Origin of the sequence: Fulvivirga kasyanovii (assembly GCF_009711405.1) — a bacterium.
In the GTDB taxonomy this organism is placed as follows: Bacteria; Bacteroidota; Bacteroidia; order Cytophagales; family Cyclobacteriaceae; genus Fulvivirga; species Fulvivirga kasyanovii.
On record NZ_SMLW01000607.1, the window covers coordinates 1,434 to 16,564 of the forward strand.

Annotated in this window: 11 protein-coding genes; 5 read left to right on the forward strand and 6 right to left on the reverse strand. The window is 45.4% G+C overall.

The window, feature by feature from the left end:
- The coding region (locus E1163_RS18745; RefSeq protein ID WP_221418039.1) for a T9SS type A sorting domain-containing protein at positions 1-1,182 on the forward strand (1,182 nt) is incomplete at its 5' end.
- Between the two features lie 235 nt (positions 1,183-1,417).
- Here E1163_RS18745 and E1163_RS18750 read toward each other — a convergent pair.
- From E1163_RS18750 to E1163_RS18760, 3 genes are all read right to left on the reverse strand, one after another.
- Entirely contained in the window at positions 1,418-2,500 is a 1,083-nt protein-coding gene (locus E1163_RS18750; RefSeq protein WP_155173997.1) for a sulfatase-like hydrolase/transferase, read from the reverse strand.
- Between the two features lie 103 nt (positions 2,501-2,603).
- Positions 2,604-4,148: a SusD/RagB family nutrient-binding outer membrane lipoprotein gene (locus E1163_RS18755; RefSeq protein ID WP_155173998.1), complete on the reverse strand. Its 1,545-nt coding sequence runs from the start codon at positions 4,146-4,148 to the stop codon at positions 2,604-2,606.
- Between the two features lie 20 nt (positions 4,149-4,168).
- Positions 4,169-7,417: a SusC/RagA family TonB-linked outer membrane protein gene (locus tag E1163_RS18760; RefSeq protein ID WP_155173999.1), complete on the reverse strand. Its 3,249-nt coding sequence runs from the start codon at positions 7,415-7,417 to the stop codon at positions 4,169-4,171.
- Between the two features lie 352 nt (positions 7,418-7,769).
- Here E1163_RS18760 and E1163_RS18765 point away from each other — a divergent pair, with 352 nt between their 5' ends.
- The gene (locus E1163_RS18765; RefSeq protein ID WP_155174000.1) at positions 7,770-8,342 is read left to right on the forward strand and encodes a helix-turn-helix domain-containing protein; all 573 of its coding nucleotides are present in this window, start codon (positions 7,770-7,772) and stop codon (positions 8,340-8,342) included.
- A 353-nt stretch (positions 8,343-8,695) separates the two neighbouring features.
- Here the strand turns inward: E1163_RS18765 and E1163_RS18770 are convergent, their stop codons facing one another.
- Positions 8,696-9,826, reverse strand: coding sequence for a TIGR03364 family FAD-dependent oxidoreductase (locus E1163_RS18770; protein ID WP_155174001.1), 1,131 nt, complete (start codon positions 9,824-9,826; stop codon positions 8,696-8,698).
- A 159-nt stretch (positions 9,827-9,985) separates the two neighbouring features.
- Between E1163_RS18770 and E1163_RS18775 the strand changes: the two genes are divergently transcribed.
- Together E1163_RS18775 and E1163_RS18780 are read left to right on the forward strand one after the other, a co-directional pair.
- Complete coding sequence (locus E1163_RS18775; RefSeq protein ID WP_155174002.1) at positions 9,986-10,879, forward strand: histidinol-phosphatase; 894 nt, start codon at positions 9,986-9,988, stop codon at positions 10,877-10,879.
- On the forward strand, positions 10,845-12,155 hold the full coding sequence (locus tag E1163_RS18780) for a DUF5690 family protein (RefSeq protein ID WP_155174003.1): 1,311 nt from the start codon (positions 10,845-10,847) through the stop codon (positions 12,153-12,155). The genes E1163_RS18775 and E1163_RS18780 overlap by 35 nt, the downstream gene beginning before the upstream one ends.
- On the opposite strand, the gene E1163_RS18785 is transcribed toward E1163_RS18780, so the two are convergent.
- Together E1163_RS18785 and E1163_RS18790 are read right to left on the reverse strand one after the other, a co-directional pair.
- Positions 12,115-12,744, reverse strand: coding sequence for a hypothetical protein (locus tag E1163_RS18785; protein ID WP_155174004.1), 630 nt, complete (start codon positions 12,742-12,744; stop codon positions 12,115-12,117). The genes E1163_RS18780 and E1163_RS18785 overlap by 41 nt on opposite strands.
- A gap of 152 nt (positions 12,745-12,896) precedes the next feature.
- The gene (locus E1163_RS18790) at positions 12,897-13,601 is read right to left on the reverse strand and encodes an HAD-IA family hydrolase (protein ID WP_155174005.1); all 705 of its coding nucleotides are present in this window, start codon (positions 13,599-13,601) and stop codon (positions 12,897-12,899) included.
- A gap of 511 nt (positions 13,602-14,112) precedes the next feature.
- Here E1163_RS18790 and E1163_RS18795 point away from each other — a divergent pair.
- A complete protein-coding gene (locus tag E1163_RS18795) occupies positions 14,113-14,679 on the forward strand; it encodes a phosphonate degradation HD-domain oxygenase (protein WP_155174006.1) in 567 nt (188 codons plus the stop codon).
- The last annotated feature ends 452 nt before the right edge of the window (positions 14,680-15,131 follow it).

Consider the following 15,131-nt stretch of genomic DNA (forward strand, 5'->3'; position numbering starts at 1 on the left):
AACCTTATAGTAAAATCAGGAGGAGTGGTACTCAATAATAACCTGGCCACCAACTATGCCATTTACAACAACGGTGACACTATTCCGGCAGGGATTTACACCCATGAAGATTATGATTTCATTAGCGGAACGGGTAAACTATATGTTTTGAGACCTAAGTCTGCCACATACATTTTTACATATTACACGGATGGAGGAAACCATGGCTGGGATTATGCTAAAAACTGGGACCAGAAGGCTGTACCGGGCTCTACATCTACCGCCATTATACGCTCAGGTGAAGTGCATGTAAATGGCTCCATAAGTGCTAAAACTTATGCGGAGCCTGGCGGAACTGTTAAAATAACAGGAGCGAGCACTATAGACAACCTGACTCTGCAAGGAGGAATTCTATCTGTATTTACAGGAGGAAAAGGATACTCCTTAACCTCAGATATAGTCGTGGAGCAGAATTCCCAAATTATGGTAGGGGCTTACGCTTCATCAGTTTTAACACTCGGTGGAACGATATCCGGGACAGGAAACCTGACCAAAACTAAAGGCGGAACTTTGTTACTCAGCAAAAACTGCGACTTAAGCAAGTACTCCGGAAACTGGACAATAGCGGAAGGCACTGTAAAAACAGAAGTATCCAGAGTCGGAACAAGAAATGTATATCTCGATGGTGGTACCCTGGAGGTAGGTTCCTCATTTCTAGGCATCAGCCGCCTCATAATTAACTCAGGAGGAGTCGTGCTCAATAATACCCTTGCCACCAATTATACCACTTACAAAGGCAATGTTATCCCGGCAGGAAAGTACACTAAAGATGATTACCCTTTCATTACCGGAGCGGGTACATTAATAGTTAATTACCCACAAGCTCAAGCTACAAGTAGAACCTCAACGGAATCAAGTAAAGATACAGCTATAGGAGATAACTCCGATGTTGTTAATAATGATGCCGTTGCAGTAGATGTATCTGATGCTACCCTGGAAGACTTACCATTGAAAATTTTCCCTAACCCGGTGAAAAGCTCTTTGAAGATTGAAGGCAAATTTACCGGTGACTGGACATTATATGATCTGCAAAACAGAAAGGTCATGTCAGGAAATGAGCATTTGGTGCAAATGGATGGAATGAAGCAAGGTGTATATATCTTGAAAATAGAAGGAAAAGCAATTAGGATAATCAAAGATTAATTGCTATCGATCAAATTTTGAAACAACCTCCACAGAAGCGGAGGTTGTTTCATTTTATTCCTACTCTACCTTTCCGCTATTTCCCTGACAGGTTAAGCTGTTAACACTTTTGCAAAGTCTTTTCAGGAAGAAGTCAGGATCAGTGCACCCTGGCCGTGTGGCAACACAGTGAAGTTCATGAACAGACGAAGAAATTGCCACTTTTCTAAAAACCTATTTTCGTTTATCTGTCAGACTACTTCACCATAGAATGCACAACCTCCCCTACCGGCTGTTCATTTTTATAATCATACCCTAGCAATGTGGCTGCTGTTTTGGCGATCTGGTTTTGATAGTATTGCCCTGATTTTACTACGCCCAAAGCAGGGGTGTCGGGACCTATGACCGCAAACCAGATCTGGTCTGCACCTTCTATGTCCGTACCATGCGACTTCCAGGTCTCTTTGGGCACGGTACCTCTGCCATGGTCGGTGGTGATCAGAAAAGTAGTCTTGTTCTTGTACTGCGGGTGCTGCTGTACATAATCCCAAAGTTCCTTAATAAACTGATCCGTTTGGTGTGCTGACTTTAAGTATGCCTGATAGTTACCATTATGGGCAAAATCATCCGTTTCTCCATAGGCAATATAAACTACCCTGGGTTGATTTTTCTGAATGTATTCTTTTGCAAAGTGATGCGTGAAAGCATCAAGCCGTACACCTCCCCAAGGGCTGGGGATTTCCTTTTGCAGTTGGTTCAAAAACTTCTCCCGCTCAGTTAAATCCTTACCGGTGGCAGATTCAAAGCCTGCATTTACCGGTATCCCGCTCCTTTCTTCATTGATGATGTAAGGAAAAACATCCCACGAGCCAAAGGCTGCTACCTTTCCTTTCAGGACCTTTTGCCCGTTAAAGAACTCCAGCACGGTTTTATTGGGGTTAGGTATTTTCTTATTGCTGTTGATGTTTTTATCATCAGCATAACCACAAAGTATTTCATTGTATCCGGGGTATGAAAACCACATACCGTTGGAGCAATTGACTTTACTTCCCAGGTTACGGTCACCATAAAGTTGACCTTCTCCGGCCAGAGTACCCCAGAAGAAGGGCATGAGTGCCTGTCTTCTTGCTGTAGCTGTATTTCTCCAAAACAGCTTTTTCAGTTCGTCCGGGTTATCAACATACGTTTTATCACCAACCAGGCTGGAATCAGCTCCGGTATAAAGCTCCTGCCAACGCAGTCCATCCAGTGTAATAATGAACAGGTTCTCTGTTTTTCGCTGACCAAAGGCTGTAGCCATGATCATCAGCAAACAAAGGGTAGCTACTAATTTTTTCATACAGTTTTTTTAGAGGTTAGTCTTGAGTATTGAATCATGAGTACCTTCTTACAGGTAAAGGTATAATAGCCTGACAGGCTTTTGTAGCCTGTCAGGTGTTTTTTTAGTCTACGTCCCACCAAACCCTGGTAGTGATGAGGTCGGCTCCCTGCCTTTTAATGGCTGCTTCGTACGCTTCGGCATTGAGTGCCTGGGCATCCGATGGGTACTGGAACCTTACCGGGACCGTATTGATCACTGCTCCCGGGCCAGGAGTAATTTCAGGGTAGCCTGTCCTTCTCCAGTCAAACCAGGCTTCCATGCCGTTAAAGAACAGTGCGATCCATTTTTGAGTACCTATTTTTTGCAGTTTCTCTTCCTGCGTACCCGTGTAAGCCACATCAGCCTGAGCAAAGTAACCGGCCTCCGGCTGTACTACCGCGGCCAGTTCTGTAAAACCACCTGCCTGCAACCGGGATTCATAGTAGTCAAAAGTAGAAGAAATACCTTCCATGTAGTAATCTTCTGCGGCGCCCGTTGAAATAAACCCTCTCTCCCTGGCTTCGGCAAGAATGAATTGCAGCTCTGCATAGCTCATGATCACTGTTTCAGCCGCAATGGGTGAGGACAGCTCGTCACATGCACGGCAGGAAAACATCAGCCCTACCCTTGAGATAAAGTTGGAGCCGCCTTTCTCAGGATCGCCACTGGGTGAATATTGCAGCGCCTCCTCATCAGGCAGGCCATTGGGCACGCCTTCGTAATCATCAGGGGCACCTACCAGGCCAGCTTCCGAAGCCGTGGTGGGCTGGGCATATACATATAGCCTCGGATCATTCAGCGCCTTCAGTTTGGCTTCCATATTTTCACTGAGCCTGTACTCATCAAAAGAGCCTGATCTTGTAGTATATAATGGTTGCTGGTTAGGGGCATCCAGCAAATAGGTCAGTGAGGCCTGGTCCTCATTGCTTTCGAAAACCGGAGTTGCAGGGTCATTGAGGATAGCCTGCATAGCACTTGAAGGATCAACCCGGTCTGACAATCTCATCAATATCCGAAGACGTAGTGAGTTGGCAAACTTCTTCCACTTATTGACGTCCCCTTCGTACAAAATATCACCTTCCAGTGCCTCTCCGCTAGTGCCCAGTAGTTCATTAGCCTTTTGAAGATCAGCCAAAATACCGGTATAAACGTCACTTTGAGGATCAAAAGCAGGCAGACTTACTCCATCTTTGGCCTGCAGGGCCTCCGAATAAGGCACATCGCCATAGGCATCGGTCATCACATGGTACATCCAGGATTTCATCACCAGAGCCACTCCACGATAGTTGTTTTCACCCGACTCTTCGGTGATTTGAAGAATATTGTTAACATCCCTCAGCGCCGTAAAAAAGGTGTTGTAAGGATCACCCTGAGGGCCCCAGTTGTAGCGGTCCTCATTGGTAAACTGTATCTTTCCAGTGTACTGCATAACCACATTGCCATAACCCCAGGCCAATCCTGCAGACTCGTTGACCGGGTTTTTGATGATGGTAGGGAGCAGCAACGAAGGGGGCACGTCTTCAGGGCTGTTAGGGTTTTTGTTGATCTCCTGAAAATCATCATCACAGGCTCCGGCCAGGAATATCAGCAGAAGTGCACCCAATATTTTTATATTTATCTTTTTCATGATCGTCATGTACTCAATTATTAAAGATTAAAACTCAGGTTGAACCCAACGCTTCGGGCGGAAGGGTATGCCATATTTTCAATACCGGGCTGCAAAGTTCCTCCGCTCATGGAGATCACATCCGGGTCAAAGTGAGGGTTCTCTGTCCATAGCAGCAGGTTGCGGCCTACCACTGAAAGGTTTACATTTCTGAATGGCAGGTTTCCGAAGAATTTATCCGGGAAGGTATAACCGATCTTCACTTCACGAAGCTTTACATAGGAAGCATCATATTTGGCTGCCTCCACATTGTTGCGCTCGTAATACCTGTTGTGCCAGTTTCGTGAGGATATTTTCACATCATTGGGCCTGAAAGTACCGTCACCGTTTTCGATCACCCCTTCACTGATGATACCGTTTTCTGCCAGTGAAAGGTCATAGCCATTAGGGCGGCCATACAGGGTTTCTTCAAGCTGGCCTGAGGTACTTCCAATAGTTTTGGTACGCGACACTACAATACCTCCTTCACGAACATCAAAAAGGAAACTCAGGGAAAGCCCTTTGTACGAAAGCATATTCTGCACGCCCAGCATCCAGTCCGGGTTATAGTTACCCTGATATACCAGGTCCGGGTCGCGCAGTGGCGTACCTTCTTCCGAATGTATGATCTGGCCATAGTAAGGGCTGTTCTTATCCTTCACACGGGCAAAACCGACACCATAAATGGCACCCATTTGTTCTCCAACTATGGCCTGCACATAAGCACCATTTCTTTCCGTAAGGGTGTAAGCATCTATGCCATCGGCCAACTCCAGCACCTCACTTCTGTTCCTTGTCCAGTTGAGGTTGATGTCCCAGTTCAGGCCGTTTTTATTTTGTAGTGGTCTGGCATTAAGCATCAGCTCTATACCATAATTCTTAATTTCCCCGGCATTAATGATCTTGGCCGTATAACCGGTGGACTGATCCAGAGTAATAGGCAGGATCTGGTCTTTGGTCCGGTTTTGATAGTAGGTGAAGTCAAGGCCCAGCCTGCCGTTGAAAAACCTCATATCCGTACCAAATTCGTAAGAACTGGTAGTTTCAGGTTTGAGGTCAGGGTTTTTCAGTACCGATGATTCCCCTTTGGCCTGGTATGACCCGAAAGGAGTGCCTGATACATAAACATTGCGCAGTTGATATGGGTCGGTATCATTTCCCACCTCAGCGTAAGCCGCTCTCAACTTTACAAAAGCAACCGGCGCGGGAAGCTGCACCATATCGCTGATCACCGCACTTAACGTTACTGAAGGGTAAAAATAGGAGTTATTCTGCTCCGGCAGTGTGCTTGACCAATCGTTCCTTCCTGTAATATCCAGAAATAACATATTCTTATAGCCGATCTGGGCGTATCCATACAAACTGTTGATCCGTTTTTCCTGGTTGCTCTCATCTATCTGAAGCTGAACGGCCGAGTTGGAGAAATTATAGATTTCCGGAATAAGCAACTGTGGCGCTACAGTCTGCTGGTACTCCTGTTTCTGCCTCATCTGGTTTCCTCCTGCCGATACATTTAAAGCAAAGTTGTCAGAAAGGTTTTTCTGATAGCTGAGCAGGAAATCTGAGTTTCGTTCCATAAAGAAGATGTCATCCTCCCTGTACATACCCAATGGGAAGCGTTGCGTACTGTAAGCGCGTCTTTTATCCCTCAGTTCATTATAAAAATCTGTTCCTGTTCTCAGCATCAGGCTCAGCTCATCAGTAAACTTGTAAGTGACGGACACATTGCCAAAAATCCTGTCCTTAGACTGACCATTGGTATTTTCATACATGGTGAAGTAAGGATTATCATGGTAGTTGTAGTTGTAATTGAACTGCTGCCTTCCTTCCTGGCCAGGCATCCAGTAGTCTCTCAGGCTTCCCGTGTTGATCTGTCTGCCATACCAGATCCATAAGTACATGATGCTTTCTGTACCATAGCTTATCGCCGGCCTGTTGTCGCTTTGCGTATTGATGTAGTTTATGGAGGTATTTACGTTCAGCTTCTCGCTTAGCTTTAAGCCTCCACTCAGAGAAAGTGTATTTCTATCGAGGTTGGTATTGGGCAGCATGCCGTCCTGGTTCAGGTTAGTCCAGCTCAATCTCATATGGCCGTTATCATTGGAAGCGGTAATGGCCACATTGTTGGTCAATGTCACACCTGTTTCAAAGAAGTCGGAGATATTATCCTCATTTTTGGTCCAGGGTGTGGCCGTGATCGTGCTGCCTGCCGGAGCATTGAGGTCACCACCCCTGAAACCGGGAATATTACGTGGCGAATCAAACTGTGGTATGGCCTGTCCATCCATTCTTGGACCCCAGCTTTCATCCACACCATCTGCAATACCGGAACCGGCACCGTCCACGAATTCGAACTGCCCGTTGTTGCCCTGGCCGTATACATCCTGCCAGTCCGGGAGTACCAAAGGCCTCTCGAAGGAAACATTACTGTTTACGCTGATGCCAAGTCCTTTTTTGGCCTTACCTGATTTAGTGGTAATAATAATGGCTCCATTGGCTGCCCTTGAGCCATATAAAGCCGCAGCGGCAGGTCCTTTCAAAATATTGATGGAAGCAATATCATCGGGATTGATCTCTCCTGCGGCATTACCATAATCAACTTCAAGAGTACCTGTACCAGATGCTCCAACTACCTCATTACTAATAGGAATACCATCCACGATAAACAAAGGCTGGTTAGCATTGATGTCAAGCGAAGATTCCCCTCTGATCGTGACCCTGGAAGACCCACCAATCGTGGTTCCGCTGTTGACTACCTGTACTCCGGCTACTTTTCCGGATAAGGAGCTTACCAGGTTGGTTTCGCGGGCTTCTGTTAATTCTTTACCATCAACTTCCTGGGTAGAGTACCCCAACGCTTTGGTTTCCCTCTCCACACCAAGGGCTGTAACTACTACTTCGGAAAGCTCAACTGTGCTGCTGCTCAGGGCAACATCCACCACGGATTTTGCTCCAATATTTACTTCCTGGTTTTCATAGCCCACAAAAGAAAAGACAAGGGTAGCATTGTCATCTGCCTGCAAGGTGTAGTTGCCCTGATAATCGGTAACAGTACCATTGGAGGTACCCTCAACCACTACATTGACACCGGGAATACCACTGCCATCTGCCTGATCGGTCACCTTGCCGGTAACGGTTCGGCTTTGTGCAAAGGCAGCCGTGCACATAAGCCAGACGCAACAAAGTACAAGCAGGCTCCTGAGCGGGAATTTTGCCGGCACGTTTGTTTTAATGGGTAAAAGGTTTTTCATACATTTTGAATATTTGAGGTTAGACATAGAACTTCCAAAGCGAAATTTATCAGCATCTCCCTGGGGATACCGACCTGATTTATGCCACCAAGTTTGCTCTTATTGTTGACTGAAGTTTTAGTCTCAGGTTATCAATTCTTTAAAAATCGAGAGGCTTCTTTAATGCAGTTTTAACCTTGATCCTTTTTAACTATATGTAAATAAGCCAATTCTGCTTTTTGGGGGAATATATGGGTTTAACAAACTGTTAACACGCAGTTCATCAATGACCTAGGCCTACTGACCGCCTTTGTTTCGGCCGGAAAAAGTTGATAAATATGAAACTTAATTTATCACCAAAGCACAAGACAAAATGAAACAGGAATTCATATCATCGATAGGTCGTAAGATCAGGGAAGAGCGGCTCAAGGCCAACCTGACGATCAGGGATATCAGTGAACGGTCCGGGTTGAGCAAAGGGCTGATCTCAAAAATAGAAAACTCAAGGACGATCCCGTCTATGCCGGTATTTTTCTCTATACTTAAGTCCATGTCCGTGGCCCCGGTAAAGTTCTTTGAAGGCATCGATTATACCCAGGATGAAGGATATGCATTGGTAAAACCTGCTCAGCATGAGCCTCTGGTGAAAGAAGACCGGCCGGGTTTCCACTACAGGTTTATTATGAGCCGACAACTTCATGACATGAACATTGAAATAGTACTCCTCGAACTGGAACCGGGTGTTAAAGGGAAAGCAACCTCAACAGATGGCTTTGAATTGAAGTACCTGCTAAAGGGCAAAGTAGCCTACCGGCTAGAGGAGAAAACCATTATCATGGAAGAAGGCGACACCTTATATTTCGATGCCTCAAAACCTCACCGCCCGGAAAACCTGCTGAATACCAATGCCGTGATGCTGGTGTTTTACTTTATGTACCCGAAGTGATTTTTGGTGATCGGTTAGGATGTCCAGTCGGCAATCGGCAAAAGCAGTAGGCAATAGTGTACAAGTAACCGGAAGCTAGTAAACCAGAAACCAGCTACAAGAAACCAGTAAACCAGTAACTAGTACCCAATATAACACTTTACTACTCCTTTTCACCCTTGGTCATACTGAGCTTGCGAAGTATCTAACCTGGTTACTTGCAAAAGCCGAACAGTCAGTGGCAGCCTACTTAGGTAGGTTCTTCCTATCGTCAGAATGACTTGTGGGAGTGGATAGTTCAGTTGGCAATCGGCAAAAGCAGTAGGCAAATAGTCTAACAAGTAACCAGAAGCCAGAGAACCAGTAACCAGAAACTAGAAACCAGCAAAATTCTCCTCAGCTAAACCAAAGGAAAGGGTCATCCCGGCCCCGCCAAGGGCGTTGACGATCAGCACTCCGGGTTCAATTTCATGGACTATTTCGGTCTCACCAAAAAGCTTTGGGTAGATGCCATGCCATCGTTCTGCTATTTCCAGATTATCTATAGAGACAAAGCTCTTTAAATAGTTTAGTATGATCTGATTGATCTTCTCCTGATCAAATGGTTTTGGGTTAAGCCCGTACTCATGCGAATCGCCTATTACCAGTTCTCCTGATCCATTTTGGGCCAGCAAGACATGAATGCCGAATTCTTTAAATTCAGGATATTCATCATCATATCGTTTGCTTACCAGGGGTAGTGAGGGACAATGCTTAAAGGCATCGTAATGTCTCAAGGTAAGACCGGCACATAAAGTGGGGCCAATATTGAGGTGCTTATACGGAAGTGTCCGCATCATTTGAAGCTTACATTTAGTCATCCGGATTTCATTGAAAAACTCAGGGTACAAGTGTTCAAAATCTGCTCCACTGCAGACTATGATCTTTTCAGCCTGCCATATGGAACCATCGGCGGCTATCGCCTGGGAGCCTTCTATCTGGGTGATGGCAGTGCTGTATTCAAAACGGACAGAGGTTTGTTTTTCAAGGTACAGAGCTATTTTACGAATGGCTTCCCGTGGATCAACAGTAAGTTCAGAGGCACTCCAAAGGCCACCCAGCAGTCCTTTTTTATTGACTACCGTGCTTTTCTCTGCCACTTCCTGCTTACTGAGCAGTTGGAAATCATAGACATTATCTCTGTGCATCGTGACAAATTCTTCCAATACAGTCAGTTCGTCCTGATGGTATGCGAGGTGCATGGAACCACTGTGATTAAGCCAAAAGCCGGCCTTCCCGGTCAGTTCCTGCCAGATCTCCCGACTACGCAGGGCACGGTTGAGCATTGTTCCCGGCAACTGCCCAATGGGCCAGATCAGACCAAAATTTCTTACTGAGGCTCCCACTGCACTTTCGTTGCGCTCAAAAACCACTACTTTCAGGTTCCTTTGAGCCGCGGCATAGGCATGGGCAAGACCTACTATGCCTCCTCCTATAATGATTATATCAGCAATCCGGTTATTCATAATTCTTCACTTTGTGTTTAAGTCGTTGAATATCAACAGAACGTATAAGATTAGCTGGGTTAGCATTTTATTTTTTTGTTAAAAAGAGTCTTCATTGAATAATACATAGTTGATGGTTATGAAATGATGAGTTAACAACCGTATGGTATATTGGCTTTTATGATTTGGACCAACTACCACGGACACTGCAAATATTGTGATGGTAACTTCGCACCTGAGGAATATGCAAAAAGGGCTATTGACAAAGATTTTTTGGCCTATGGGTTTTCTTCTCATTCCCCGCTCCCGTTCGATAATGCATGGAGCATGAAAGAGGACAGCATTCAAAATTATTTACAGGAAATAGAACTGCTCAAGGGCAGATACCACACCAAAATAGAGATCTATACCGGGTTGGAAGCTGACTATATCGAAGGGCTGTCATCCCCCAGCAAACTGAAAAGCAAGTATAACCTTGATTATGTGATCGGGTCAGTCCACTATGCAGGCGTATACCCTGACGGTACCCGCTGGGAAATAGATGGCGATACCCGGGGCTTTCAGACAGGGCTCAGGACCATCTATGGCAATAACATTAAAAAGTGTATCAGTACCTATTACAGGCTGATCCGCGACATGATAGAAATGCATACACCCGATATTGTTGGCCACCTGGACAAGATCAAGATCCACAATATTGACAATGTCTACTTCTCTGAGTTTGACAGGTGGTATCAGAACGAGGTGATCAGCACCTTAAAAAGTATTAAAGCCAATGGGTGCATCCTGGAAGTAAACACGCGGGGCATCTATACCCGTAAAAACTGGCAGACCTACCCCAGCCGGTGGATACTGGAAAAGGCCTATGAACTCAAAATACCGGTCACCCTTACTTCGGATGCCCACCACCCTGAAGAAATAAACATGGCATTTGAAAGAAGTGCGGCCATGCTGAACGATGTTGGCTACAGGAGAATGACCATCCTATGGCAGGGAAAGTGGCAAAATGTACCCTTTGATCAAAAAGGCTTAAAAATCGATGTTAGCAACAAGGATACAAAACTGGCTTCGTAGGCAGAACAGTGCCATTTTTTCACTCTATGCAATTGTAGCTGCATTTTGTACCTACTCCTGCATGTATGCCTTTCGAAAGCCTTTTGCAGTGGCCACATTTTCGGGTCTGCAATTTGCCGGGGTGGACTATAAAGTCTGGCTGATAACTGCTCAGGTTTTGGGCTACACCCTTTCTAAATTCGTGGGCATTAAAATAGTCTCCGAAATGAAAAACGGCAGCCGGGCGGTCAGTATCCTGGTATTGATTGGTTTTGCTGCACTCTCTTTGCTGGGATTTGCACTGGTGCCTGCTCCTTATAATATAGCATGCCTGTTCTTAAACGGCCTGCCATTGGGTATGATCTGGGGGCTGGTGTTTAGCTACCTCGAAGGCAGAAAAATGACTGAGGCACTGGGCGCCGGGCTTTCGGTTAGCTTCATATTTTCTTCGGGCATGGTAAAAGCCGTAGGAAAATACCTGATCGTCAACTGGGGTATATCTGAGTACTGGATGCCTCTGGTGGCAGGTATGGTATTTTTCATGCCTTTACTACTTTTTGTATGGCTGCTGGACAGGCTGCCTCCACCAACACCTGAGGACAACCGTCTACGAACCAAACGTGAGCCTATGAACAGCAGCCAGCGCCGGAAGTTTTTCAAAACCTTTGCCCCTGGCCTGATATTCCTGATCATCACGTACATGGCACTTACAGCATATCGTGATTTCCGAGACAATTTCGCTGCGGAGATCTGGAAAAGTCTCGGTTATGGCAGCTCTTCAAAGGTTTTTATCATGACAGAAATCCCTATAGCCATAGCCGTACTGGTGATTATGGGCAGCCTGATGGTGATCAGGAGTAACAGCCGGGCACTTTGGGTCAACCATATCCTGATCCTGGCCGGTATATTGATCGTGGGCTTAAGTACTCTCTTGTTTGAGCAACATCTGATCTCTGCCCCGGTATGGATGACGCTTGTGGGTTTGGGGCTTTACATGGGATATGTGCCTTTCAACAGCATCCTTTTTGACCGGATGATCGCTACCTTTCACTATGTAAGCAATGTCGGATTTCTCATCTACCTGGCAGATTCTTTTGGGTACCTTGCCAGTGTCGGCATCCTGTTTTACAAGGAGTTTGGGCACCCTGACATGAAGTGGCTGGACTTTTTCATTTCAATGGGATACATCCTGACCGTGAGCGGATCAGTCACCATGGTGGCCTCATGGATTTACTTCCATAAAAAAGAGTCGATGGCTAATTACAGGTCGCTAAACCATCACCTGGCTGGTGCCTGACATAGTCGTTGTAATATTGAATAATTCGAAGCGCCGAAGAGGCTTCGTTCGGGTTTAGTCCATGCTTGGCAATATGCATATCAAGGCCGGCAACTTTAATCTCTAAATGGGGCTTTACCTGTTTTTTGAAATTTTGCAGGGGCACCAGCTCCTGGTTATAAAAGGTGTAATAGCTGTAATTATGGGCTTCTTCTGACAGGCTGATGGTGCTGTTTTCCTCATACGTGTCCCTTTCAAATAAGTAAGGGCTGTCTATGGTTTTTTTTAACCTGAGTACCTGTATGGCTCCATCCTCCACAATTTCATAAAACTGCCTTACAGGAAACCTGCCTTTCTCTGAGCTTAACACAATGTACTTTCGGTTAATATTATATTCCCGGTCGTAAAACCTGAAAGCGTTTATCTTATGGGCCGGCAGTACGTCTACACCCTTTCCAGCTTTAAGTAGCAGCAAATTATAGTTTAGGTCAATGGTAAATTCTCCCGTTATCACTTCATTCTCATAGGTCACAATGGCCCCCTCAAGCCATTTTTCAACCGGCTCTTTGGGATTGAGAAAACCTATAAGTATTAATGCAATCAGTTTCATTGACTCCTTTTGACAAACAGACGTAACAATAAGTTAACATTTGTTTAACAAAATGTCAATGAACAAGTTTGACAGGAGCTAAAGAAGTCTGATTATATAGCAATACCTATTATGCTACTTCACGGAAAACAAGTATTTTTTGAATGCGCTACTTATCCCACCCATTGATAAGCAGCTCTATCGAAGCCGATGATCGGGAGCAGTTCTTCAAGGTTTTCGATTAAATGTGTATGCGGCTCGACCACCAGCTCATCTCCTGTACAGGCACCGGAGGTCACTCCTACCACATATCTGCAGCCGGCACTACTCCCTTGCTGCAGGTCAGAGACGGTATCTCCCACCTTCACCACTGCCTTTACATCCTCAATGCCTGTTTGCTCCATAGCTTTGAAAATCATATCCGGGTGGGGCCTTCCATGTTTTACCTCATCGCTGGTAACTGTACAATCTACCAGGCCTGTCCAGTCCAGTCGCTCCAGAATAGCATCGGCTGTTTTCCGGTCAAAGCCGGTATCCAGCGCTATTTTAATGTTGTTATCCCTGAGTTTACCAAACACGCGGCTTGCTCCTTGCTTTTCCTTTACGGAAGGATCTTCTCTGTAAAAGCTTACCATAGATTGCACAAAGTCCTGATGGATCTGGTCGATGAGTTGCTCTGTGATTTCACCGCTGTATTTTTGATCCAGCAGGTACCTGATCGCTATGGGCTTAGGGATGCCCATGACTTCGTTGGCTTCCTCAAGGGAAATATCGACATTTTGCCTGGCCAGTGCCGCTTTTAAAACCTGATGGACATTGCGGTTGTCATGCACTGTGGTGCCGGCCATATCAAAGACTACTAATTTTATTTCAGACATGTTTTTCTTTTTGCCCCAAAATAGGCCCTGACGGTCTAAAACAGATTACCTCTTGGTGAAGGTTTTGTAAAGTTTAACTGCGGAGAAAGTAATCCCATTGAATTTCTGTGAATCATTCGAAGTCCTCTCCATAACTCGCTATCCGCCACACCCCTTCTAACAGGATTAAATTTATTAGAGACGATTTACAGGATTCAATTGCAGCATTACTAATGCGGCCAAACTGAAGAGATTCCGCCCCTTCAGGGCTTGTATCTTAATTCAATTAATTTACAAAAGGCTACACCTTTTGCTGGCAGATTATGCCCTTTCAGAGCTGGGATTGGGGTTCTGCTTGTATGGTATCTACCGCCTGAGGTATCTATCCCCTGAGCTGTCAACCTGACAGGTCATTTGCTGCCTACGCTCCATGTGATACATTTTGAATCAGGATATCAAGCAATCCTATTTCTTAAGAATTTGATAAACTATGCTTTACCGTAGAAATAAGCAGGCTTCATAATTTCGGGGGATGATCAAAGAGCAGGAAATCGTTCAGGAAATATTCAGTTTATACGACTCCAAAGGACATGATGAGTATTATGGAGAGGCTGTTTCGCAGTTGGACCATATGTTACAGGCTGCCACGCTGGCGCATAATCAGGGTTATGATGAAGAGGTGGTCCTGGCAGCATTTTTTCATGATGTTGGGCACCTTTTGGATGTACCAGAAAGCTCCCGGATGAGCCATTATGGAGTTATCAATCATGAGCATCTCGGGGCGGAGTATTTAAAAGCTGCCGGATTCTCCAAAAAAATAACAGCCCTGGTCCGTAGCCATGTGGAAGCCAAAAGGTACCTTACGGCTGTAAATCCTAAATATCTGATGGCTCTTTCAGTGGCCAGCAAGAAGACGCTGAACTATCAGGGTGGGCAGATGTCGCAAAAGGAAGTTGATGAATTTGAAAAGAACCCGCTAAAGGACATCATACTGCAAATGCGCAAATGGGATGAGCAGGCCAAGGTGACCAATGCCCGCACTTTGACACTTGATGTGCTTAAGGAAATGGCGCTTAATCATTTGAGAAAGCAACACTGAAACTTGCCCAAATGAGGCTAGTCCTTGATACATATATAAGAACAGAAGGATTAAATTGCTGCCATGAATAACGCAGAGTCCTCTCCGAAGCTCCGAGAGACTCTGCTCGGAACGTATGTGGATTAACCTTAGTTTCTTAGGGGCAACTCGGAAGCAATCTTGTTCAGCCTGAACCATACAAGCACAACTCCAGGCCTGAAAGGACTTAATCTATCAGCAAAAGGTGCAGCCTTTTGTAATAAAGCATGCATCTGATCAAGGCCTGAAAGGCTGGGACTATCCCTCAGAGTAGCTTACGCGTGGCTCCTCAGGCAGACCATATTTCAGCAAGATGTTTACCAAACTTTCGGAAGTTTAGATCAATGTGGGTTAAACCTCAGCCCACCCCATGATCTGTCCCCTGACAGATCATCTACTGCCTATTCACTACTACCGAAGGTAATTTGATTTCT